The organism is Aquimarina rhabdastrellae, assembly GCA_947387485.1.
Classification (GTDB): Bacteria; Bacteroidota; Bacteroidia; order Flavobacteriales; family Flavobacteriaceae; genus Aquimarina.
The window spans coordinates 62,747-85,765 of sequence record CANDNT010000004.1; the positions used below are offsets into that span (position 1 = coordinate 62,747).

General features: G+C 29.5%; 19 protein-coding genes and 1 pseudogene. 2 read left to right on the forward strand and 18 right to left on the reverse strand.

The window, feature by feature from the left end:
• Window positions 1–62: 62 nt before the first annotated feature.
• The 7 genes and pseudogenes from ACYEKI_RS08925 to ACYEKI_RS08955 form a co-directional block, all read right to left on the reverse strand.
• Window positions 63–299 (reverse strand): hypothetical protein, encoded by a 237-nt coding sequence (locus ACYEKI_RS08925; RefSeq protein ID WP_459210841.1) that lies wholly within the window; start codon window positions 297–299, stop codon window positions 63–65.
• Between the two features lie 372 nt (window positions 300–671).
• A complete protein-coding gene (locus ACYEKI_RS08930; protein WP_459210842.1) occupies window positions 672–1,322 on the reverse strand; it encodes a DUF1906 domain-containing protein in 651 nt (216 codons plus the stop codon).
• Between the two features lie 88 nt (window positions 1,323–1,410).
• On the reverse strand, window positions 1,411–1,869 hold the full coding sequence (locus tag ACYEKI_RS08935) for a helix-turn-helix domain-containing protein (RefSeq protein WP_459210991.1): 459 nt from the start codon (window positions 1,867–1,869) through the stop codon (window positions 1,411–1,413).
• 15 nt (window positions 1,870–1,884) lie between these two features.
• Window positions 1,885–2,097, reverse strand: a pseudogene (locus ACYEKI_RS08940) (helix-turn-helix domain-containing protein); the annotation flags it as partial.
• A gap of 547 nt (window positions 2,098–2,644) precedes the next feature.
• Entirely contained in the window at window positions 2,645–4,090 is a 1,446-nt protein-coding gene (locus ACYEKI_RS08945) for a S41 family peptidase (RefSeq protein WP_459210843.1), read from the reverse strand.
• A gap of 22 nt (window positions 4,091–4,112) precedes the next feature.
• On the reverse strand, window positions 4,113–5,585 hold the full coding sequence (locus tag ACYEKI_RS08950) for a S41 family peptidase (protein WP_459210844.1): 1,473 nt from the start codon (window positions 5,583–5,585) through the stop codon (window positions 4,113–4,115).
• Window positions 5,586–5,732: 147 nt separating this feature from the next.
• Window positions 5,733–7,259: a hypothetical protein gene (locus tag ACYEKI_RS08955; protein WP_459210845.1), complete on the reverse strand. Its 1,527-nt coding sequence runs from the start codon at window positions 7,257–7,259 to the stop codon at window positions 5,733–5,735.
• Window positions 7,260–7,673: 414 nt separating this feature from the next.
• Here ACYEKI_RS08955 and ACYEKI_RS08960 point away from each other — a divergent pair, with 414 nt between their 5' ends.
• Complete coding sequence (locus ACYEKI_RS08960) at window positions 7,674–9,125, forward strand: tetratricopeptide repeat protein (RefSeq protein WP_459210846.1); 1,452 nt, start codon at window positions 7,674–7,676, stop codon at window positions 9,123–9,125.
• A gap of 77 nt (window positions 9,126–9,202) precedes the next feature.
• Here ACYEKI_RS08960 and ACYEKI_RS08965 read toward each other — a convergent pair whose 3' ends face one another.
• Window positions 9,203–10,033: a hypothetical protein gene (locus tag ACYEKI_RS08965; RefSeq protein ID WP_459210847.1), complete on the reverse strand. Its 831-nt coding sequence runs from the start codon at window positions 10,031–10,033 to the stop codon at window positions 9,203–9,205.
• Between the two features lie 11 nt (window positions 10,034–10,044).
• Complete coding sequence (locus ACYEKI_RS08970; RefSeq protein WP_459210848.1) at window positions 10,045–10,791, reverse strand: hypothetical protein; 747 nt, start codon at window positions 10,789–10,791, stop codon at window positions 10,045–10,047.
• 186 nt (window positions 10,792–10,977) lie between these two features.
• On the opposite strand from ACYEKI_RS08970, the gene ACYEKI_RS08975 reads away from it, so the two are divergent.
• The gene (locus tag ACYEKI_RS08975) at window positions 10,978–12,039 is read left to right on the forward strand and encodes a hypothetical protein (RefSeq protein WP_459210849.1); all 1,062 of its coding nucleotides are present in this window, start codon (window positions 10,978–10,980) and stop codon (window positions 12,037–12,039) included.
• Window positions 12,040–12,096: 57 nt separating this feature from the next.
• On the opposite strand, the gene ACYEKI_RS08980 is transcribed toward ACYEKI_RS08975, so the two are convergent.
• The 9 genes from ACYEKI_RS08980 to ACYEKI_RS09020 all read right to left on the reverse strand — a co-directional run bounded on the left by ACYEKI_RS08980 (window position 12,097) and on the right by ACYEKI_RS09020 (window position 23,017).
• A complete protein-coding gene (locus tag ACYEKI_RS08980) occupies window positions 12,097–13,029 on the reverse strand; it encodes a hypothetical protein (RefSeq protein ID WP_459210850.1) in 933 nt (310 codons plus the stop codon).
• Window positions 13,030–13,118: 89 nt separating this feature from the next.
• The gene (locus ACYEKI_RS08985; protein ID WP_459210851.1) at window positions 13,119–14,252 is read right to left on the reverse strand and encodes a hypothetical protein; all 1,134 of its coding nucleotides are present in this window, start codon (window positions 14,250–14,252) and stop codon (window positions 13,119–13,121) included.
• Window positions 14,253–14,348: 96 nt separating this feature from the next.
• Entirely contained in the window at window positions 14,349–14,951 is a 603-nt protein-coding gene (locus tag ACYEKI_RS08990) for a hypothetical protein (protein WP_459210852.1), read from the reverse strand.
• Between the two features lie 163 nt (window positions 14,952–15,114).
• Window positions 15,115–16,536 carry a DUF4932 domain-containing protein gene (locus ACYEKI_RS08995; protein ID WP_459210853.1) on the reverse strand — a complete coding sequence of 474 codons (1,422 nt, stop codon included), beginning with the start codon at window positions 16,534–16,536 and terminating at the stop codon, window positions 15,115–15,117.
• Between the two features lie 74 nt (window positions 16,537–16,610).
• Entirely contained in the window at window positions 16,611–17,189 is a 579-nt protein-coding gene (locus ACYEKI_RS09000; protein WP_459210854.1) for a hypothetical protein, read from the reverse strand.
• Window positions 17,190–17,425: 236 nt separating this feature from the next.
• The gene (locus ACYEKI_RS09005) at window positions 17,426–18,043 is read right to left on the reverse strand and encodes a hypothetical protein (protein WP_459210855.1); all 618 of its coding nucleotides are present in this window, start codon (window positions 18,041–18,043) and stop codon (window positions 17,426–17,428) included.
• A 104-nt stretch (window positions 18,044–18,147) separates the two neighbouring features.
• Window positions 18,148–18,603 carry a hypothetical protein gene (locus ACYEKI_RS09010; RefSeq protein ID WP_459210856.1) on the reverse strand — a complete coding sequence of 152 codons (456 nt, stop codon included), beginning with the start codon at window positions 18,601–18,603 and terminating at the stop codon, window positions 18,148–18,150.
• A 277-nt stretch (window positions 18,604–18,880) separates the two neighbouring features.
• Window positions 18,881–21,466 (reverse strand): phosphoenolpyruvate carboxylase, encoded by a 2,586-nt coding sequence (locus tag ACYEKI_RS09015; RefSeq protein ID WP_459210857.1) that lies wholly within the window; start codon window positions 21,464–21,466, stop codon window positions 18,881–18,883.
• A 93-nt stretch (window positions 21,467–21,559) separates the two neighbouring features.
• Window positions 21,560–23,017, reverse strand: a complete 1,458-nt coding sequence (locus tag ACYEKI_RS09020; protein WP_459210858.1) for a glutamate synthase subunit beta — start codon at window positions 23,015–23,017, stop codon at window positions 21,560–21,562.
• Window positions 23,018–23,019 lie beyond the last annotated feature (2 nt).

Consider the following 23,019-nt stretch of genomic DNA (forward strand, 5'->3'; position numbering starts at 1 on the left):
CTGTGATTAGTTTAATTTTATAAAACTGATTTACGTTCTATCTATGTTACTGACTCTCTATACTATTGAACAACCTCGTATGTAATAGTTTCACTTCCAGCAACAAGTCGATATCTAGTTCCTTGAGCAAGCGTTATTTCTTTTGGTAAAAATGTCAATGAAATTGAAACATTATTTAATGTTGGAAAAGCTGCGATACTATCAGTTTGAGGCTGAATAAATCTTAACTTTGCTCCTCTTTCATAAGGTCCTAGATTTACATTATCACCCGCATTTAATTCTGGCATAATATTTATCATTTGTTAATTCCTACTCATAAGGCTTTTCGGATTCCGCCTCTTTTTTATAGTGGGTTCTGCTCCACATAGATGTTATTTTTCACTTAGAGTATTTTAAGCATACTCCATATCAATCAAATTGTATTTTTTTATTCTTTTGAGATAAAAATCCCATGTACATTATTGATTGGATTATTAAAATTTACTCCTTGTTTATTCATGTGCTAACCTGCAGTATCAGTTCATGAAATAAAAACTCTAATTGTACAATGTTTGAATTCTTATACTTCAAAACTACTCTAGTATTCTCTATTTTATTTGTATCAAATGAGCAACTATTTAACAGTTTGAATCATCTTACATTTTAACCTTATTCTACTGTATAAATTATAATTAAGATTGGTTACTACTATCGTCTTTAAGTGTAAATGTTCCTATATCAGTTACACCATCTCTAAGGAAATCTTGGTCTATAGATATCGTACATATTTCAAGTCCTTGCTTAAATTGTTGTGCTATTTCGTATGCTCCATTTTCTAAAGCTTCACTCGTACCATTAAAACTACTAGACTCAGATAACCATCTATATTTACAAAGACCATTCTCTAATAAAGTATTCACTACTGCTCCACAGCCATAAGCTCCAACATTATAATTCACCCCCTTCTTACTAGCTTTTAATCCTTTACGAATTCCTTTAAAATAAGGAATGATATTACTTGAGATTTCGTCATCAGTGACATTGAGGTCTACTGCAAAATATATAGCAGACCCCAAGGGTTGTCCTATGGTTTCTCTGGCATAGGTATAGGCACTTATAGCATCATTATATCCCGACTCTTCTGTAAAAGAGGCTAGGTTACTCCCATTTTCAAAAACAGCTCCTATTTGTATTCCTGCATTTGATATGGCTTCTGCTTCTGTTGTTTTTATTACTTTCCAATTAGGAGATGGTGCATAATATCTAAAAATGACCTTTACTCCTTTTGATGCCATGCATTTTACTTGAGCACTTGTATCTGTCGCTGTATCAATAATATTCATGATTTGATTTTTTATGATTATTAAATTATTTCTTAGTTCTCTTAAAGTTATAGCACTGTTCTTTATTGATATTGTGTTTTTTACGCAATCATTTATCAATTTGACACATTAATTCTTCTTTTAATTTTTTTATGCATGAGAACTCTAAATTGGTATTTCTATATTCTCCTGGAGAACACTTGAAAATTTGTTTAAAATGCTTCGAAAGATGAGCCGCATCAAAAAAACCTGTAAGAATTGCAGTTTCATTAACAGATTTAGCTTGAATATTCAATAATTCTGCTGCATATTGTAATCTTAAATCTCGTAGTAACCGTGATACAGTTACACCAAATAATCCCTGTGTTTTCCTATTAAGTGTTGAAGGACTCATGTATACTACTTTTGATAATTCATCTATAGCGCATGATTCATTATCTAGGTTTTCAATTAGAAACACCATGAGTTTTTCTAACCATATATTTTTATCAATTAAGGTTAAAAATTGATTATATTCTTTTTCATTTATTGGAATTCTCCAATACCATATTTCATCATCTTTAATCATTTTTTTACGAAATTCTGATGGTGAGCAACCTAGTTCTTGTTTGAATTTTCGACTAAAACTCACTAAACCATTAAATCCACATTGATATGCTACCTCCTCTATCGTAGCCGTACTCGAATGCAGTTTTTTTTTTGCCAATTCCATCCTGTGGTGCAGAATAAATTTGGCTGGTGAATAACCTATTTCTTTAAACAATTTTCGATTGAGTTGTGTTCTACTTATATGTAGTCGCTCTGCAAGTTCTGATACGCCAAATAAAGGGTCAGTTTTTTTTCTTGCAGAATAGCATCAACCTTCTCTATAAACATGTTAGTGGTGTTTACAACCTCTCTTTCATGTCTATTTTTTGTGTGATTAATTTGCTTCATACTTAATTTATATTTGTTTTTATATAGTTCCTAAATCATTAATTTTAATCGTATTATGTGTGGTTATCAGTAGAGAATGTGTTCGCAAAAAGCAGTTTTATTCCTATCAACCTCTTTATGCTATTGAAGAGATCGACTAATTATAGTACCGCTGATTATTCAGCTAAAAAGTGAATTACATAAGACTTATAATAGCCTGTTATTTAGTAAATGATTAAATCATTTTTTGAAGATTTACTTTATTCTTTTTCATAAAACACGTAATAAGGTTTCTCTTTTTTTTGATACTATAAATATCTTATAATCAAACCTTTTTAAATAGCGTAGAAATACTTGTTTTAATAAAAAAAGATAGCGTATTGCTATCTTTCCTTTCTTTTTGAAAATCGTTATCGTAAAAGAATATCTTAATTGTTCTTAGTTTTTAAAATTGTTATGGTTTGATCTATCCAACTCTTATTAAAATCTAATTTCTTTTCGGGTGTAATGCCTATTACTTCATATATCCATTGTGTACGATATCTGGTAGTAGTGCATGACAAACCAAATTTATAATTAGGTGTATACACTGTAAAGACATTACCATAACCAACAAAACCTCCTGAGTTATCTCCTAATAATATTGTTTTATCTGATTGCATTGCTGTAAATAACAAATCTTCACAAGCACTAGCACACCCTCTATTATAAAGTAAGCCTATTTTTCGAGGGTATTTTTTAGGAGTCATCACTAGTGTATCAGTTTCTCGTTCTAATAAAAAACTGTTAGGCTTAGCTGTTTTTAACTTTGTTATGATTTCTCTAAACAATTGTATTGTTTCTTTATTTACTTGAGTCGAGTCTTTCATAATCTTTGAAAAATCATCTTCATATAATTTTATAATATCTTTTGTTGCATAAAGTTCGACTTCTTCTTTATTAATTATTGGTTTTGTATATAAATATGGGATCAATTGATTAAAATTGGTAGAATTTCCTCCTCCATTATCTCTAATATCTATTATCAAGTAAGGATATTGTTCCATATCGTATTGTGCTGCTTTATATAGTGAATCTATACGATTAGTATATTGCCCCATAAACGACGGTATTCTTAATACAACTGTACTATCTTTTATACTATACTTAAATTCTTTATCAGTATTTAAACTATAATTAATCTTATTTCTTTTTTTAGTTTTTACCCAATAATTTCCTAAAAATCCATCATTAAAAGGCACAGCTGTTTTATAAGAAACTTGATGCTGTTTATCATAAAAAATTCCTTCATACACATGTTGCTCTTTCTTTTTAATTTCAAACTTTACCTGACCCTTTTTCCATAGTTTTGATTTTGAATTTAAGATAACTCCTATATAATCTCTCAATTCATTTTTACTTTCTAATACTGTTACAACATAAGTACTATCTAGTGAACTATAATTACCTCTAATATCATTTACAGAAAACTCATCAAGAATATCTTTTTTTGATAATAATATTACCTCACTTTGCTTATATATTTTACTGTTTAAGAATTGTTGTACACTTGCTGTAGAAGATTCATCTATGCTACTACTTTTAAGAGTTCTCATCTTAGTATGATTATCTTTAAAATATTCTACATAATGAATTAGTTTTTTTAAACATTCATTTTTCTCTTCTATATCCTCTGTTTGATTTTTAAGTTGTTTTTTAAAATGTTCATATTCTCTTTCATTCACAATATTTTTTTCAAACCCAGGGAAATTATTTTCTATAAATGTCACTACATAATTAAAATCCTCTGTGCATTTACATACTTCTTTTTTTTGTGAATTTGTAGTTGATATAAAAAATTGAAAAACTAGTAATTTAATTAGTATTGATTTCATTCGTTTCTTGTTTGATGAATTATTACTTCACTATATAAAAGGTATTACGTTTTCTTAGTTTCTTTAACGTTTCTATTCCTTTTAATATTTGCATTTTATCTTTTTCTAAATCATTCACTATACTTCTAAAAAAAGTTTGTCTGTCAGTTGAATAATTCAGTCTATAATCTGGAGGAATTCCTATATTTTCATAATTCTTTCCAGAATTGTCCATATAAATTTCATTAGATATTGAAAATGCCCAACCATTTGGTAATGTTTTTTCCAAAGCTGTAGACATAGCTCCCGAAGTATTAGAACCAATCCTCTTTACATTATCCATGGCCAATGTCGCTATAGAAAAAGCCTCGGCTGCACTTCCTATTTGTGTTGAAGTAAGTACATAAACAGGCTTTGTATACGCATTTTTTGTTCCTTGAATATTCAGTGGCCACATAGGGGTAAATTGAGTACCGTATCTCAATTTTTGCGTTGCTATTTGTAATTGATCAGGAATAAATCGATTTAATATTTCAAAACTTACTGCATCTTGACCTCCACCATTAAACCGTACATCTATCACAATTGAAGCCATCTCTGATAAATCATTCATTACATTATTCATTATCTTATGTACTCCTAGAACTTCTTTATTTATATAGACTCCCTCATACATTTGATGAAAGGTTTTTACATAGGCATCAACATAACCTACTTTATCTATTAAAGTTTTTGAGATATTAAGATCAGCATAAAGCCACATTGCTTTAACTTGAATATATCCTATGCTATCATTCAACTTCCCCCATTGTATTAACCAAGAATCCTTGGTTAATTCTTCTTTCATATGATGTTTAGCTACTAATTTCGCTACTTGAAAATCTCCATACTCTGGAAGCTCCTCACCTTCTCTAATTTGATCTTCTTTATCTTCAAGTTTATCTAATTGTTCAACAGCGGTTTCAACTTCTTCTGTAGCTTCAAGATAAGCATGATTATCTTTTAATTTTTCTAAAGTTTCTTCTATAACCGCATATAGTTCTACTTCTTTAGAATTTTTATTTAGCTTATTTTTTTGTTGAGTATAAAGAGTATTCCAATTTATATTATTGAGCTCAAAAAATGCATAATGTTCTCTAACTGTTTCTGCAAAAACTTCAAAATTATAGATTACATCTTTTTCTTTTTGTACGTCTAATCTCTCTATACAAGATACTGGTAATTTGTTAAGTGATGTAAATTTATAGTTGATAACTCCCTTTAATAGAGAAAGTGTATCTTGTTTTAAACTTAAAGAACTTATAATTTCATTTAGATCTCCTTTTCTATTGGGTAGACAAGAGATTGATGTTTGATCATAAAAAGCATAATTAGTACTATCTTTAATCTGTAAAACCCACCCTGAGCCAACAGATTTCCATATACCATTAATAGTCGGTTGATTATCATTATTCTCTTTTTGACAAGCAGTAATTATTATTAACCATAAAATGATGAATATACTGTATTTTTGCATAAAAAGTTTTGTTTATCAAAAGATCACTTTCTTTTTAATTTGTTACAGTTTTAAGCATTTATAATTAAAAAACATAACATTATCATTCCATAAAAAAGCAAAGCCTTATTGACTTTGCTTCACATTTTTATATTTTAAAAGTATACTTTATCCTTCGTAATAATCTCCAACAAAATTATTGAGCTCTTGAACGATTTTAGCATTAGGATACTTTTTTGAAATATCTGGTAATAAAGTTCCGTTGGTAAAAATATCATGTTCCATATCTATTTTCCTGTAATATGCTTTTACAGTTTCTAGGTAGCACTCATCATACATCGCCAAAGCATATAGTGCATATCCTAATGCTTTAACTTCTGCATTATGCCTATACATTTCAAAATCTTCTGTCGTTAAAACTTTTAAATAGAGTTTATTTACTTTTTCAGCCCCGCCTGTTATTGTTACTGCCTTATTAAAGAAAGCCTCTTCATTCATTATTTGTCCTAGCTTATCTTCAAAATTCAATACAATTGAAAATCCAGATCTTATAGTATTGATATCATTTGCCATTATCAAAAGTTGATCTAAGGCACTTAATACACTCTTATCCTCATTCAAATCATCTACTCGAATTACTACTTTTCCAAAATCCTTAAGTGCCTCATCTTCCTCTTCTCTAAACTCCATTTCTAATTCTCTATTCTTAGGTAAAAAAGGGAGTCTTCTCAATTCTCTTCTAGATAATTCTTTTAATGCAACAACTTCTTTGATATTACCTTTTAAATCTAAACCTATGTAGTAATTACTTTCGATTTCAAACCATAAGATATCTGTTTCTTTATCAATAAAAGGTGTCTTTAACTGATTATAAAAATCTGACATTAATTCATTATACTCAAAAACATCCAATTTTTTACTCGTATATGTATCTATAAATTCGTCTACATCTTCTATTACTTCAACAGGAAAGTCTACTAACTTGATAACTTTTAACTCCTTTAAACTTTCTAAATCAATCATTTTGATAGAAATCGGTAAAGTTTGGTTATCCGTTATCGGTGTGTTTACATCAAAATCTTCCCAATACGGAACAAAACCTATTCCTGAATCAGGTAAAGCAAAAAAGCTAAAATTAAGATATATAGTACGCACAGCTTTTTCAAATTTATGCTCTTTAAACGTTTCTACTTTACGATCAAAAATCCTAATACCATGAGTAAATGTTCCTGCATCTTCATCCTCATTTACATAATAAAACTGAGGATTACCGTCTTTTCTTACACTAAATTTTCTTTGATAAAAATATCCACCTAAATCGTATTGTTCTTTTATAATAAAGCGCTCTATATCTATAATTTTTAATTGTATGCTATCTTCATTATCATCATAATAACAGATATATAATCCTTCTTGCTCATTACTTATACTTGCATAACTATCTGTTTCTCCTTTGAAATCATGTTGAAAAATCATCGTTCTAGATGCTATATCAAAAACCTGAACTAAGGCTTTTTCATTAACAGTGATCAATTTATCATTAGAAACTTCATGAAGTATGATCTCACTATTATTTCCTTTTAATTCAAAAACTGCACAACTTTCAAAAGACGATATCTCCTCATTTTCTTTATATAATACTACGGCTTGATAATCATCTTCAATAATAGAAGTTCGGTAATTACTATTTTTCATTAGGTTACGTTAATCATATACTATAGCTAGTATATTCTGATTTATTTATTGATTAGAATTGTTATTTAAAAATAACTAATAAATACTTTTTACTTGAATAATTATTTAGATACTTTAGAATAATTCTTAGATTTTTTATGATTGCAAATTATCATAAAATAGCTTTTCTATATCTTAACATCTAAAAACCAATACTATATTATCTAATTTTGATTATAATTTAGCTATTCCTCTCTTCGTACTTTATTAAATCGTAAATAAAAATTAGCTTTACTAGGCTAATATTATTTATCACTTCATGTCATCATCAAAAATATTTTAATACATCAATACAATCTTATCTCTTCTTTATAATACATAAACTGCTGCTAATAGTAGTTTTATTACATACCAATTACAATCAAAATACGATTTATGATTAACAAAACATTTGAAATACGTGGAGAAGAAACTCCAGAAGAACAAGAAGTTATTCTTAATCACTTTACCGAAAAAGTTAAACAAAACCCTAATGATCAATACAGTCTTAATGCATTGGGTACTGTATTTTATCTTCTCGAGGATATTGATCTTGCTATTTACTATTTACAAAAAGCAGAAGAAGCTGGTGAATCAGACGAAGAGCGCTTATTTTATCTAGGTTGGTGTTATTTTGAAAAGAAAAATTATGCTGAAGCCTTATCATGTTATATTAAAGCTTATAGGTTAGTGCCTAATTATTTTGATTGTATTACTCAAATTGGTCGTTGTCATTATATAATGGAGGCATATCATCAAGCGCTTCTATTCTATAAATTAGCCGAAGAGATCAAACCTGAAGATCTGTATGTTATTCGCAAAATTGTAGATTGTCATGCTAAACTAGGTCATACTAAGCGCATGTGGAAATATCTTAAAATAGAAAAAACATTAGGCTCAAAAACTGCATATACCTCGTTTAGATGGGGATATTTTTATACTGAAGAAAATAATTTTAAAAAAGCGTTATCTTATTTTCTAAAGGGTATAGAATACGATCCCACATTTATAGATAATTGGTCTTATGCAGGCTGGTGTTATTATAATTTTAAAGCCTATGAAAAAAGCTTTTTATACTTTTCTAAAGCTTATGAATTAAATCCAAACGATACTTGTTGGGTACTCAATTATATGGGATTATATTATTTAAAAACAAACAGAGAAGCGCAAGCTATTCCTTATTTTGAGAAATCTTATGAATTAGACAGAAATAGAAATAATCCGTGGGTACTTAATCAATTAGGTTGGTGCTTCAAACGTTGCGATAGATTAGAAGAAGCCTTATCAAATTATTTAAAAGCTCATGCTATGCGTCCAGATTATCATTGGAATCTTAATGAAATAGGTTATGTATATAATCTAATGAAGAACTTTGAAAAATCTCTAGAATTCCATTTAAAAGGTTATGCATTACACAAAGAAGCTAGAATTGCAAAATCAATTGCTTGGCGCTATACAGATTTAAATGATAAAGCCTCTGCTCGAAAATGGTGGTACACTTTGGCCGAAATGAATGATAAAGATGATGATATGCTATGGGAATTAGCTTGGAGTTATTTTACTGATAAAGAAATAGATAAAGCTGAAACTTATTTTAAAAAATTTATGCTAGTAGATGACAAGGAGTATCATGTTTATATGAATTTAGGTCATATCGCTTTATGCAATAAAAAAGAAGAAGAAGCTTTACAATATCATGTTCAAGGCTTAAAAATAGTCGATAGTCATAATGAATATAAAAAAGGGTATTTATCAGATTGGAAGTATGTAGAGCATCGTATTCTTGATAAATCTATTTTTGAAGCTTTATTAGATAAGGCTATTGTTCGTACTTACAATGAATTATAATTTCTTTTATAAAAACATTTGTTACTATCATTATCAATTTTAAATATTAGTTAATACGATAATGGTAGTATCAATTTTTAATACGAATGTAATCTAAAAACGAATCCTTGATATTCAGTAATATCTTTTTTAAGTCTTATCCCAAAATAAAACAAGTTGGCTAATGTTAATAATTCATCTTTCCTCTTACTTATCGCTGTTACATCTGGTGGCATTCCTATTCTAATCTTAGTATCTTTACCATATGCTGTTAATTCGTTTGATAACGCTATAGTCTCCTCTATAAATGGTTTTTCTTCTTCTATTTGAATTAAAGCCAGATCATGATAAAAACTAGAATCAGTCGTTTTGATATTTTTAATTTCTTCTCTAATTTCTATATTTTCTTTACTATTATCCTCGTCATATATCTTATTAAGCAATAAGCTTAACTCGCCTGTATAACAAATTAAATAGTTCAAAAAAAGTTCTATTTCCTTATGTGTTGTTTTAAACTCTAACCATTTCTTTAAATGTATTTCATAATCATTTAAAACCTTATGAAATTTCCGAACAATTGTTTTTGAAGTAATTTCCTCAAACAAAATTATTCCGCAACCACGCATTTCTATATCCGTTTTCTCCTCAAAAACCTTATATCCCAAGTGAGAATACGATAGCTCATTTTTGTTGTAAAACCAATTACAGATAGTCCAAAACTCATTTTTGGTTAGTTGAGCTATGTCATTCTCTATTTTGGTTATTATCTCATTATAATCAACATAGTTATTAGACTTCCCATTAGAATAATATGGATGTTCTGCAATAAAATTTTGATAAGAACTTATTCCGTTTTCACTCAAAACTTGAGGCAATCTTTCTCTAACTACATCCTCATCTATCTTAAAAAAATATAATTCTTCTGCCATTTTATATTGTTCTATAAGATAGGATCGTATTGAATTGTTACTATAGTTTTATTTTTAGTTGTAACACACAAACCTAAATTATGATTGCGATAATCTTCAACAAAAATTCTGCCATAAATCACTCCTTGTTTATCTATTTCAATATTAATTTCCCACACATTTAATCCATCATACCAATCTTTACTTACCTTATCAATTTTATATTCAATTTCTGTATTATTATAAAACTTGATAAGTTCATCATTGCATCTACTTATCCAGTTTAAATAAGAAATTAAACTGGTTAGTATTTCATTAGTGAGATGTTCTTCATAAAAAATTGTTAGTTCTTTCTTTTCAATCTTTTTATTAAAAATGATAATATGTTTATCTGTTACATCAGTTTTAAAGTATACTTGCTTATCTATTATATCAAAATCTGCTAAAGTGAGTACTGCATTCTTTTTTGTTTCTTTTGCTTCTCGTAAATCTCTATAATATCTACGATCATTAGATCTCGTATTAGCTTCAAGTCTTTTTAGTTTTTGTTTTTCTTTCTTTGTTAACGATTTCTTGGCTGCTAAGGTTTCTTTAAAAAGGTTAAACGCTTTATCATGTAGTTTTAATAAACTATAACAATCAACTATCATCATATTTTCTTCATGTGTCCTGTTTCTATTTTCTAACAGATAACAGAAATCATAAAGTGCTTCTATACTATTGGTTGCTGCTCTTTCTTTTTTAAATGTAGAGGTTACTTCAATAAAATGCTTTAGCATATCTTTATTCACTTATCGAATTATTACGTTATTCAACTATTTTCTTGAAAACAGTTCTATATAGACATGTTCGCTATTTACTGTATTCTTACCCTAATTTTTTAATTAATGATTTAGTAAAACACTAGTAATTTAGGTTATACCTAAAAAAATCACCTTTGATATAAATATCATAAATAATCACTCATGAAAAAAATTATCATCATTACAGTTTTATTTTTAAGCACTCTTTCCTTTTCTCAAAGCATAGATGTTATAGATTTTAAGGTTAATGAACCTTCTGGCCAATCGTTTTCAAATGGTTCGCGATTTGATTTTGAGTTTAAGATCAAAGGTGACTACACTTATCGTACACATGGTCATCATCAAATAGATTTAATTCTATATAAAGATCAAATCAGCCCTTCAAATGAAATAGCAAGAAGTTATTGGAATCGTGAAGATGATGTCAATCTGATTTTCACATCTTATACTTTAAAAAATTGGTGGAATACTTCATTAATAAATTATACTACAGCGCCTAATAAAAAGTTCTATTTGGTAGTTAAATATGCTAGTTTAACAAAAACATTATCGTTTACATATCCAGATGTTGATAGTGATGGTGACGGTATCTTAGATAGTCAAGATAACTGTCCTAATCAAGCTGGTTCGGCTTCTAATAATGGATGTCCTATAGGTGATCCTGATTTTGTTATCACCAAAATTTCGATTAATGCAGAAGGAACTTATACCTATACTCCTAATGTTTTGCAATTACGAAAAAATAAATCGCACGATATTTGCGTAACTATTAAAAACCAAGGGCAAACAACAGGAAAACCTAATAATGCAGCTTTAATACTAACTAATAATTCGGATATAATAACATCTAATATCATAGCTAATTTATTTTCTATTAATGCTAATCAAAATATTGCACCTAATCAAACTCAAGAATTTTGCGGATCGATTTATCTATGGGATACGCATTTAGGTTATAGCCTAAATTCTTTTCACTATATCCATGCCGAAGTAGATTCTTTTGATAATACTGATGAATCAAATGAAAACAACAATTTAGTTTATGCTTCATTATCGGTATCCAGTACAAGAAATTTCCCAAAAACATTAATCGATATTAATACACTTACCAGAACATCTATTTTGAATGAAAAAGAAGAAAAGCTTGCTGTTGAATCTTTAGATAAAGGTTTTTATGTCATCAAGGATTCAAAAGGGTATAGTAAAAAAATAATGAAACAATAATGCTACAATAAACAAGAGCTTCTTATTGAAGCTCTTGTTTATTTCTTTCTTAAAATACTATTTATTGATTTCTTTATATGTCAATAAAAATGGTTGCTCACATACTTTAAATGCGTGAGGAAAAGAAGGTGTTATCTCTATCCCTTTTTCTGTTAAAACCCAATCAATATAATCCCAAATATCAATGTGATCAGTTTCAAAATATTGACATTCTTTATCTAACATCGGATCACTTTTGTATTTTTTATAAATCATTGTTTTATAATCCAGATAAGGAAAAAGTGCTTCAATTTTTTCTATTTCCTTTGCTTTCTTAAAATCAAAATTATATGATTTGATATTGTGATTAGGATGTGCTCCTCCACAATAAACGGTACTATACGTAGTGAAGCTAAAGTAGTCATCTGAGATTAGTCGTGGTTTTATTTCGATAGCTAAACCTTGACAATCTAACTCTGTTAAAGCATTTTCTTTATGTATCTCATCCAATCTAGGATTAAGAAAAAATCGTTCTGCCTTACTAAATCCGTTACCTAATCTAAACAATGATTGATTGGAATATTTTTCTTTTAACCAAACTAATTCACGTGCACCTACTTTTTGAACACTATCTCGTATAAATGTGATTCTATCTTTTTTAAAAGTATCAAGTTCATCCTTAATAGGCGTTAATGCTACTCGAAGTACCGTTGTACCATTTTGCCATGTCCCTATTAGGTTTTCCCCTTCTCTTTTGAGTCTAAATAATTCTTTTTCATCTTCTATAGCTGTAAAAAATTCATGTAATACTATTTTATCGTCTTCGAGTTTCCCTTCTAATTTTATGTTTTTTAGTCTACTCTTATAAAAATAGTAAGATTCCACACTTTCTTCATTTATAAAGTCCATGTAAAGATAAATTTCATATTTACCAATAGTCCCTTTGTACTCTTTAGCTTCACTAAAAAAAGAAACCATAAAAATTAAAATCACCACTATTTTTCTTATCATAGTTACCTAGTATATATTGATATTATCCAAAAATAGCAGTTTTTTAACCCTAAACCATTTTTTACATTTTAGATTTCATACTTCTATGATTAATCTTTAATCAACCTAACAATAGTTTTATGAAAATCTTTTTCTTTAATACTTCCTATTTTTTCGAGATTCTTAAAAAAATGTTCTCCATTTTCTCCAGAATACACCAATTGTAAGGCTGCATCAAACCCTTTATCTTTTAAAACTTCTTCAAACAAAAATGCACTCATCACATAATATGAAAAATGTCTATTTACATCTGAGTTTCTTCCTTTTTTAAATTCGTCTAAAAAGTTAATGTCTGGTCTTTTTTTGTACTCATCTCTAAATTGCCTTTTCAACGTATCCATATCATCATAACTCAAACCATATCCTCCATAATAAGCTGATAATCCTTGAACATATGGCCAATAGATTTCGTCTTTATTTGGTAAATTATAGTATAAATAATCTCCTATATATCCAAAAACGTAATTTTCATTATTAGTTCCTGTAATGTAAATTTTTCCTTCATTATCTGTAAACCCTAAATCATAACACAAGAAGTTACACTGTCGTACACTATATAAGAATCCGTAGGATTTAAGTAATTCATCCAAACTATTAAAAGAATAATATTTTAATTCTGGTACAGCGGCTTTAGTGAGTTTAGCTAATTCTTTGGTAAATGCGGCAAATTCTTTGGCTTTTATTTCGTTAAACGTAGTACTGTAATAATACGTAACATTGGCTATGGTTTTCCTTCTAAAATGTTGTGTATTATCTTCGAATGGGCAATAAAAACGATAATGATCTTGATAAGGAACCGCTTTTAATTCTGTTATTTGATAAATAAAAGGTTGTTGCTCTTTAATTCCTGTAAAACCTACAGTAAGCCTAAAGCTTCCATTTTCTACTGGATAGGATTTCAGTATTAATGGTTGATGAAATATTTTAGTATCTTTTCCTATTCTAGATAATTTACTAAAAAAGAACTCATAAGATTTCTGATGTTCAGGATCAACATAGTTTGCTGTATAGCTATTATTTTGTGCTTCTGTAAGGAATCCATTAAGTGCATGTTCTATTTTAAGTGAAGTAATACTATCTTTTTCGACTAATTCTATATCAAAGTTTCGTTTTACTTTGACTTGGGCATAAACTCCATTTATAAAACATACAAATAGTAATAACAGTATTAGTTTATTTTTCATTTTAAAGGGTTTTAGGTTGTTATAATCTTAGAAGTGTGTCACAACCTCATATGCTGTTACCCTATCTCAATATTAAATTAACTATTATTATACTATTTAATACATAAATTTTTCTACTGTAATAGTTTGTTTCTTCTTAGGTCTTTTTAAAAATTTATTTAAAGTCCATAAAAAGCATAAAATACCTAAGATTATAGTACCCACAACTCCCAAATGAACACTAATCGTTTTAATGGGATAAAATAACAATGAACCTCTACCACTCAATTCTTTATCAGGATTAATTGCATACGGTACAGCAAGTAACGTAATCATAATGGGTAAAATCATAGCACTGTAATAAGGCATATTGTTAGGTTTAACGATCTCTTGATTAGATTCATGCTCTAAGTTTACCGGACTATAATCCAATAAAGCAAATTTAATTTCTCTGAGAATGGAATCTGATGTTATAGTACAATACCATCTTAAAATCCTATCGTGATCATATACCTTCATAAAATCACCTATAAAATGAATCTTGGTAATCGTTGTAAACTCAAATATTTTTAGAAGTATACTGTATTCCTTTTGCTTTACAATTTCTTTTAAGTCTTTTGCTTGATTAGAAGATACCGCCCTAGGAGTTGCATAAATTCCTACCTCATCTATTGCTAAAAAGTATATTTTATTATCATAGTTAATTTCCCAAGAATCCATTTTATTTAATTTGTTGTAAAAATAAATAAAGATGGTGATATATAGTTATTGTATATATCACCTATCTTATTAGGATTAATTATTGTAAACAATTAAAACTTGTGTGGACATATGCTATAATTTCAATTAATCAGTTTAATACTAAAATCAAGTGTTTTCAATATTATTCACTGAATTCTGCTTGTTTAGACCAATCTAATATGATTTTATATAGATTATTTATGTCCATATCAGGTTGTTTTTTATGAATATCTAACAATTTCTGGTTAAATGCTTTAAATCTGTAAAAACCTCTTAAATCTTCCATTAGATGTTCCATTTTGGATAAAAACATCTCTAATTCTTCACTTCCATAAATATCATATACATAAAGAGAAAACATACCAAAAGTCATATATTCATTAAAAATTTGGTAGGCATTAGTATATGTTTCCATAACTGCACCTTTAGCCCATTTTGTTTTATCAGCAAAAGCAATATCAATTTCTTTTAAATATTTATCCGAAGTAGGATTCACATAATTATGATCTATTTCTGTAAAAACGACTCTACTATCTCCTATACTATTTTGTATAGGTGAAATAGTATCGTTAGACTTGGATTTGGCAATAAACATTATAGTTTGCTTAAAATCATTGTCTTCAAAATTTTGTGCAGCATGAGATCCACTTACAAGAGGTGAAAAATATATGGTGAAGTTATCATAGGTAAAACCAAATTTTTGATCTAACCATTGCTTCATTACATCTATTGGATTTAGTGATTTATAATCTTCAATGAGTTTTGTATAATAATCTTGTTCGCTTTTATAAAAAGCTCTAAAGTTAGACGTTTTAGCAAAATCTTCTATTAACAGACTATCTTTCATCGCATTAAAAGCATTCCAACTGTAAGCCATATCACGGACAAAACCTTGATTCCTAATCGTATTATCTGATGTAAACTCAAAGGCACAGGCATTCATTTTTAAACTATAGTAATAACTATAACTTTCATTAGAAAATAAAGAATCATTCACAGATTCTATATATCTTAATCCATTAACATATTTTTGAATAGTATCCATAATAGGATGATCCAGATAAGGTTCAAAATACGTTTTTACACGTTCATAATATTTAGTGGAAGAATCAGTCATATAGCGATCTTTAGTCGCATCTTTATGCAATGCTATAAGAATATTTGCTAGTTCACTAACTTCTGGTATTGCTACACTTATTTTGTTTTTATTAGCATTTATATAGTCTTCAGTAAAATTAAGAATAGGTTTAATACCAACAATTCTAGTTAAAGCACTGTCTTTTTGTTTTTTTATCATGTAGAATTCAATAGTATCTCCACTTTTAACCGAAAATTTCATAGCCTTATTTTCGGTTGAAAGTATAATATCATTCACCTTCTTTTTACATTCTACTTCTATAACATCTAGCGCTACTTCTGGATCTACATACCATTGCTCAACAACGACATTACCATTGTTACTAATTTTAACGTAATCCTCACTAATATGAAAATTGTTATTTTTTTTAGAATTGCATCCAAGAATGGATATTCCTAAGAACATTATTAGAATATAATTTTTCATAATTAATTGTATTGATTAATTATGAATACAACGATTCTAACGCCTTTTTGCTACATTAAATATACTCTTAGAAATTATGCTTGATTATTTTTAACCCATTTTTCAAGGTATTTCTTTATCTTTTTCTTTTCTAATAGATAAACTTCATTATTAATCTCATTGCGGCGATTTCTTTGTCTCAAAGAACTTAAACTTTTTTCTAATGTACTATAGTTCATAAGTGCTATTAAAACTTTCTGTTTATGATAAAATTCTTTAATTGTCATCAACGCCTGCTGAAGTTTATCCTGTTGAATAAGAGACCTGACTTCTACTAAAACATTACTTTTCAATTTTTGAGATTCCCAGCTTGAGATATTTTTTAAACTTTCTGAGAGCATATCTTCAAATTGAGAATACACAGTTTCATCTAATAAAAATAAAATAGCTTTTATTCGTTTTTCCAATATCACACTATCCCCATCTGTATTTTTAATAAGTTTTTTTCTAATATTCTGTCCCTTATTAAAACCTACACCGAATCCAATCAACCACTCACCTCCAAGTTTATCATATTCTAATAATCTAGCATGTTCGTATAATATTAAATCAGTATCTAGTCCTATTTTAAAACCTTCAATTTCTCCTTTTATAATTGGAGCGTATAATCCCATGAATATTTCAAATTAATCTCATTATTTAGTATACAATAACCTAAATAACCAATTCATAATCAAAAAAACTAAAACACTTTAAACTTTTATATTTAGTATTTTACATTTAAGATTAAGTTGCCCTCGACAGGCTCGGGCTACTTAAATAACATTTATCAATCAGTCATCGAGCTTGTCAAAGTGAAACACTACTCGGTCATCGAGCTTGTCGAGATGACTAATATTTTAAACTACAATTATCCCCATCCGTAATCAGTATCATCATATATAAATTCTTTCATCATTCGGATAAAAAGCCCTCCTACCCCAAAAGCAATGGTATCTTGTTCTGGAAAATCCTCACAATCTGCTACTGTCATACCGTGATCTGCAATGATCATTACGGGTTCTCCTAATGCATTTTTTCTTTGATGATCCCAAATGCCCCAATTCTGACCCGCATCACAAAATCCTTGATGGCGCTCTTCGTCCCCTTCTAGTTCTTCCATCATAAATTCTGAATACGGTGCTTCTCCATCATAACCGTATAACTCTACATATTCTGGAATACCATCTCCAAACTTAATGGTATTATGCATCCTAACAACTGTTTTATAGGATTCTGGTACTTGGAAAGGTGTCTCTTGAAAATCACCTTCATAAGCAGCTCCAAAGGTTATTGTAACTACATCTTTATCATAATCTTCAAAGTGAACTTTTAACTCATCATCATAAGTCACATCTACTACTTTGCTTGCTAATTCGTTTAGTATTTCTAGACATTGAGGAGTGATTGCCCAAGCTTTAAAATGCTCAACAAAGGCATTTGTTAATGCTGTTCCTTGTAACGAAGCTATTTCTTTTGGTGTCATCATTAGTAATTTGATCTAGGGTTGATATCTTACAAACTTCGTGTTTTATAATTCATTTTTATACCCTGTTTTCAGGGAAAAAGTTTAATGTTGTTAATAATTTTACATTAACTACTTTTTAGTTTTCTATGATTCTTAAGATTCAATATACCAATACTAAAATCTTTCAAATTGCCTACAAGTTTCAAATATTGATTAGGTGTTTTATTTATAATCGTTTCTAGTTTTTTTATAATCGTATTAACATTCTCTTCGTTTATTTCTCTAACATTGATTTTTTCTATTATTTGTATATGAGGATCTAAACAAGGAATACCTTTTACAAATAATCTATATACATAACCTATTTCTATCATTTGAGAACTTTTTAGATACCCTTTTTTTCCTATAATATTTTTATAGGGTTCTACTTGCAATAGAAAATCTATACTTCCAGTCCCTTCTTTATATCCTTTTTCATATTCAACTTGTTTTTCAATTCTAGTTTTTTCAAGAATTAAATTTCTCTCCCTTTCAAACTCTATTTTTTGCTTATAAATTGATTTATTTTTTTTTTCGTCCATATTCTAAAAGTATAACCAACCAAATAATTGATGTGATAATTATCGTAATTAGTATTTCAATAATCATTTTTTGTTTTTTAACAATTCAAAATTAATATGTTAACTTTAAATCTAATCATTATTTCATAAACTCCATAAGTATTATTATTTATTCACGGTAACTTTATTTTCTATTCAGAATTTTCGGAAGATTTATTGAGAAATCAACCTCTATAAATCAAAAAACAGAAGCCAAATGACTTCTGTTTTAACAACGCTTATGATTCGAAATAACTCATTAAGCCGAGTTTCTACTGGCATTAATATTACCAAATAGCGATCGTGTTACGATCTTTTCGAAAGTTTGTATTTGCTCTGGATCAGCATCTTCTTGTTTTTCTAATTCTTGCACTGCTTTTAGTGCATATTGTTGTATCGTTAATAAAGGTAATACAATGGCTTCTCTAATATCAATTGAGGCTTTACCCGAGGGTTGATTTTCCATCAAAGCTGAATAGCCTGTTAGTTTTAATAAGAGTCTTGTCGTGATTTGATATTCTTCATAGATGATCTTCCAGAAAGCACCAAATTCTTCGTCCTCTTGCATATATTTGGTTAAATCAAAGAACGATTTTGATAGAGACATCATACTGTTTTCTATCAGCGTTTTAAAGAAACTTGACTCTCTATATAACTGCTGAACTTTATCAAATTGATTAGTATCTTCATAGTGTTTTAAAGCTGTTCCTACCCCAAAGAATCCTGGTACGTTTTGCTTTAACTGGCTCCAAGATCCTACGAAAGGTATGGCTCTAAGATCACTAAAAATCAATTCTTTTGAAGTACTTCGTTTAGAAGGTCTACTTCCTATATTCGTTTTGGCATAGTACTTTAGAGTACTCATCTTTTCTAAATACGCTAAAAACTTAGGATGCTTCTTAAAATCAGAATACGTAGTATAACTAATAGTTGCCAACTCATTCATAGTTGCCACATTTTCGGCTTGCATCTTGTTCGTTGTATTATTTAGCTTATTAGCAATACCAGAACTGATCAATTGTTCTAAGTTATATTGTGACGAATCCAAAGTTCCAAAATTAGAACTAATGGTTTGCCCTTGAATCGTTAATTGTACTTCTTTATCTTCGATATCTGGCCCTAGTGAGGCATAGAATTGATGTGTCTTTCCTCCTCCACGTGCAGGTGGTCCTCCTCTACCATCAAAAAAGATAACTGTGATTCCGTATTTTCTAGACATTGCTGTTAAAGCTTCTTTGGCTTTAAATATTGACCAATTCGCCATTAAATAACCACCATCTTTAGTTCCGTCACTAAATCCTAGCATGATGGTTTGTTTATTCCCTCTAGCTTCAAGATGTTTTCTGTATACAGGATTAGTATACAATTCCTCCATGACTGCTGGTGCATTTTCTAAATCTGTAATGGTTTCGAATAACGGCCCTATATCAACAGTCAATTCTTCTTCAAATGCAACTAGTTTTAACATGGCATATAGTTGCATCACATTTAATGAAGTTTGATTGTTACTAATGATGTATCGATTCGCAGCTTTTTCTCCATTCTTTTCTTGAATAGTTTTAATGGCTTGAATGGTTTTAAGTGTTTTAACCGTCATCTCATCATCAAACATAGCAAAGTCTATCGTTCCTTTGATTTCGGATAACAACTTCACTTGATTAGCTTCATCAAGTTCGTGGTAATTTGCAGGAAAAATAGAACTCTTTTGTTCGAGTAAACGATCTACAATATCTGTAAATACACCATGATGTTGTCTGCTGTCTTGTCTGATATCCAAAGTAGCAAAATGCAATCCAAACAACGTCATTTTATTGATCAAGCTATCAATTTCATTAAGATATAATGACTGATGTTCTTCAATTAATAAACTTCTAATCTCAGTTAATTCTTGTTGTAAATACGATAAACTAATTTCTTCTGTGGCTACTCCTAATACATTGCTATACAACAAACGTTCTAAGGCAATGATACGATCTTCGATACCTACAAAAGTTAGCTTACGTTTTAGTCCTCTTACATCCTTGTAATAATTTTTAATGATAGCTTCTCTAAGTTTCTGAGCTACTTTCAATGTAGTTTCTGGAGTTACAAAAGGATTTCCATCTCGATCTCCTCCTGGCCAAAATCCTATATTGATAATATCATTACATAGTGTTTCTCCTTCTTCAAAGATATTTTGTTTGATATAATCGTATATATTTCCAAAAGAAGTATAAAATACATTTTCTAAATACCAAATAAGGCTAATCGCCTCGTCATAAGGTGTTGGCTTTTCTTGTCTAAAAAACGGTGTTTTTCCTAACTGAGCTAGCAACTCTGTAATCCGTTGTATATCATTAATCTTAATAGCTTCTGCTAAATCTGTAATGATCCCCAATACAGGTCCAGGGTAGAATTGTGTAGGATGTGCGGTTAAGACAATCCGTACTTTGAAATCTTCTAGGTATTGTTTTAAAGCTTCTAGTTGGTTAGCAGAAGTCGCGTATTCTTTTAGATTTCTTAAAGTACCAATTCCATCCATATTATTGATAATAGGAAAAGCAGCATCTTCTACTGCATCAAAAAGTACTACCTGACGCTCGATGTATTGTATAAATCTAAATAATAGATTGATCTGACTTTTCGCGTCACGTCTGGCTTGGTATTTTTCAAAAAAGGTTTTTACGATGGTGGTTGGGTCATCTCCTTTTTCATAACCTTTTTTACAGGTTTCATGAAACAGAGGTAGCAATACTCCTGTTTTAGTAATACTGTCAAAGGGCAATGTCATGAATATACTATTGTATAATTTATACTTCGCCTCGACATTATCTTTGAACCGATTTATTTTAGGCAATTTTGACATTTCTCATAATTTTGTAGTGAAAATTAACAAACGAACGGCAGGAATTTGCATAAAACTGTCTTTTTTTTTACGAAAACGTTATAATACAATAGTTTATGCTGCAGGAATATCTCCTTTTCCTTTAGACTGTAGATAAGAGTTATGCATCAGGTAGTTATCTACCGATTTTGCAGCTTCTCTTCCTTCGGATATTGCCCACACGATCAAGGATTGCCCTCTGCGCATATCTCCAGCTGTAAATACATGTGGTACGTTGGTCTGATACTTTGTTGCCTTATAATTCCCTCTAGCATCTAGATTCACACCCAACTGTTCGCTTAGTGTTGTTTCTGGACCTGTAAATCCAAGTGCTAGTAATACTAATTCGCATGCCCAAATCTTTTCTGACCCTTCTTTTTCTATCAATTGTGGTCGTTTGTTAGGTTGTATTTCCCAACTTACTTCCACCGTTTTTAAAGCTGTAAGCTTACCTTCATTATCTGTGATGAATTCTTTGGTACTAATGAGCCAATTACGATCACAACCTTCTTCATGTGAGGTACTAGTCTTTAATTGTAAAGGCCAATACGGCCATGGAGTTTGTACACTTCTTCCTACGGGTGGTTTGGGCATAATCTCAAAATTAGTGACAGATTTAGCACCTTGACGATTGGATGTTCCTATACAATCTGATCCAGTATCTCCACCACCTATAACAATCACGTTTTTATCTTTTGCAGAAATAAATTCTTCTGTAATTTCTTTCTGAAAAACTTTTTTGGTTTGCTGTGTCAAGAAATCCATAGCTTGATGTATACCTTGAGCATCAATTCCTTTAATTGGTAAACTTCTACGTTTGGTAGCACCTCCACAAAGTACTATGGCATCAAAATAACTCAAGTTTTGTATGTCATAATTAACACCTACATTGACATTGGTCTTAAAGATAATCCCTTCTTTAACTAAAACTTCAATTCTGCGATCGATGATTTCTTTTTCTAGCTTAAAATTAGGAATACCATAACGCAGTAAACCGCCTAATTCGTCATCTCGCTCAAAAACGGTAACTGTATGTCCTGCTCTATTGAGTTGTTGTGCAGCAGCTAATCCTGCTGGTCCTGATCCAATAACAGCTATAGTTTTTCCGGTACGTTGCGTAGGTGGTTTCGGTTGAATCCATCCATTGGCAAAGGCTCTTTCTACAATATTCTTTTCTATATTTTCTATGGCAACAGGATCGTTATTAATGCCTAAAACACATGATTTCTCGCAAGGTGCAGGACATAGTCTCCCTGTAAATTCAGGGAAATTATTGGTACTATGTAATAACTCTGATGCTTTTTGCCATTCTCCTTTATATACCATATCATTAAAATCTGGAATCAAATTTCCTAAAGGGCAACCACTATGGCAAAATGGAATACCACATTCCATACATCTAGCACCTTGCTTTTTAATAGCTGATTCTTCTAGTGGTATTGTAAATTCTTTGTAATGTGTTATTCTTTCGCTAACAGCATGGGTTGTTTCATTCTGTCTGCTGATTGATTTAAAAGCTCCTGTCTTTCCCATAA

Coding starts and splice junctions, on each gene's coding strand:
- ACYEKI_RS08980 (WP_459210850.1), bottom strand. CDS start 13,029: ATGATAAGAAAAATAGTGGTGATTTTAATTTTTATGGTTTCTTTTTTT.
- ACYEKI_RS08930 (WP_459210842.1), bottom strand. CDS start 1,322: ATGAATATTATTGATACAGCGACAGATACAAGTGCTCAAGTAAAATGC.
- ACYEKI_RS08960 (WP_459210846.1), top strand. CDS start 7,674: ATGATTAACAAAACATTTGAAATACGTGGAGAAGAAACTCCAGAAGAA.
- ACYEKI_RS08965 (WP_459210847.1), bottom strand. CDS start 10,033: ATGGCAGAAGAATTATATTTTTTTAAGATAGATGAGGATGTAGTTAGA.
- ACYEKI_RS09000 (WP_459210854.1), bottom strand. CDS start 17,189: ATGGGATTATACGCTCCAATTATAAAAGGAGAAATTGAAGGTTTTAAA.
- ACYEKI_RS08995 (WP_459210853.1), bottom strand. CDS start 16,536: ATGAAAAATTATATTCTAATAATGTTCTTAGGAATATCCATTCTTGGA.
- ACYEKI_RS08970 (WP_459210848.1), bottom strand. CDS start 10,791: ATGCTAAAGCATTTTATTGAAGTAACCTCTACATTTAAAAAAGAAAGA.
- ACYEKI_RS08985 (WP_459210851.1), bottom strand. CDS start 14,252: ATGAAAAATAAACTAATACTGTTATTACTATTTGTATGTTTTATAAAT.
- ACYEKI_RS08945 (WP_459210843.1), bottom strand. CDS start 4,090: ATGAAATCAATACTAATTAAATTACTAGTTTTTCAATTTTTTATATCA.
- ACYEKI_RS09020 (WP_459210858.1), bottom strand. CDS start 23,017: ATGGGAAAGACAGGAGCTTTTAAATCAATCAGCAGACAGAATGAAACA.
- ACYEKI_RS09010 (WP_459210856.1), bottom strand. CDS start 18,603: ATGGACGAAAAAAAAAATAAATCAATTTATAAGCAAAAAATAGAGTTT.
- ACYEKI_RS08925 (WP_459210841.1), bottom strand. CDS start 299: ATGATAAATATTATGCCAGAATTAAATGCGGGTGATAATGTAAATCTA.
- ACYEKI_RS09015 (WP_459210857.1), bottom strand. CDS start 21,466: ATGTCAAAATTGCCTAAAATAAATCGGTTCAAAGATAATGTCGAGGCG.
- ACYEKI_RS08975 (WP_459210849.1), top strand. CDS start 10,978: ATGAAAAAAATTATCATCATTACAGTTTTATTTTTAAGCACTCTTTCC.
- ACYEKI_RS08955 (WP_459210845.1), bottom strand. CDS start 7,259: ATGAAAAATAGTAATTACCGAACTTCTATTATTGAAGATGATTATCAA.
- ACYEKI_RS08950 (WP_459210844.1), bottom strand. CDS start 5,585: ATGCAAAAATACAGTATATTCATCATTTTATGGTTAATAATAATTACT.
- ACYEKI_RS08935 (WP_459210991.1), bottom strand. CDS start 1,869: ATGATTAAAGATGATGAAATATGGTATTGGAGAATTCCAATAAATGAA.
- ACYEKI_RS08990 (WP_459210852.1), bottom strand. CDS start 14,951: ATGGATTCTTGGGAAATTAACTATGATAATAAAATATACTTTTTAGCA.
- ACYEKI_RS09005 (WP_459210855.1), bottom strand. CDS start 18,043: ATGATGACACCAAAAGAAATAGCTTCGTTACAAGGAACAGCATTAACA.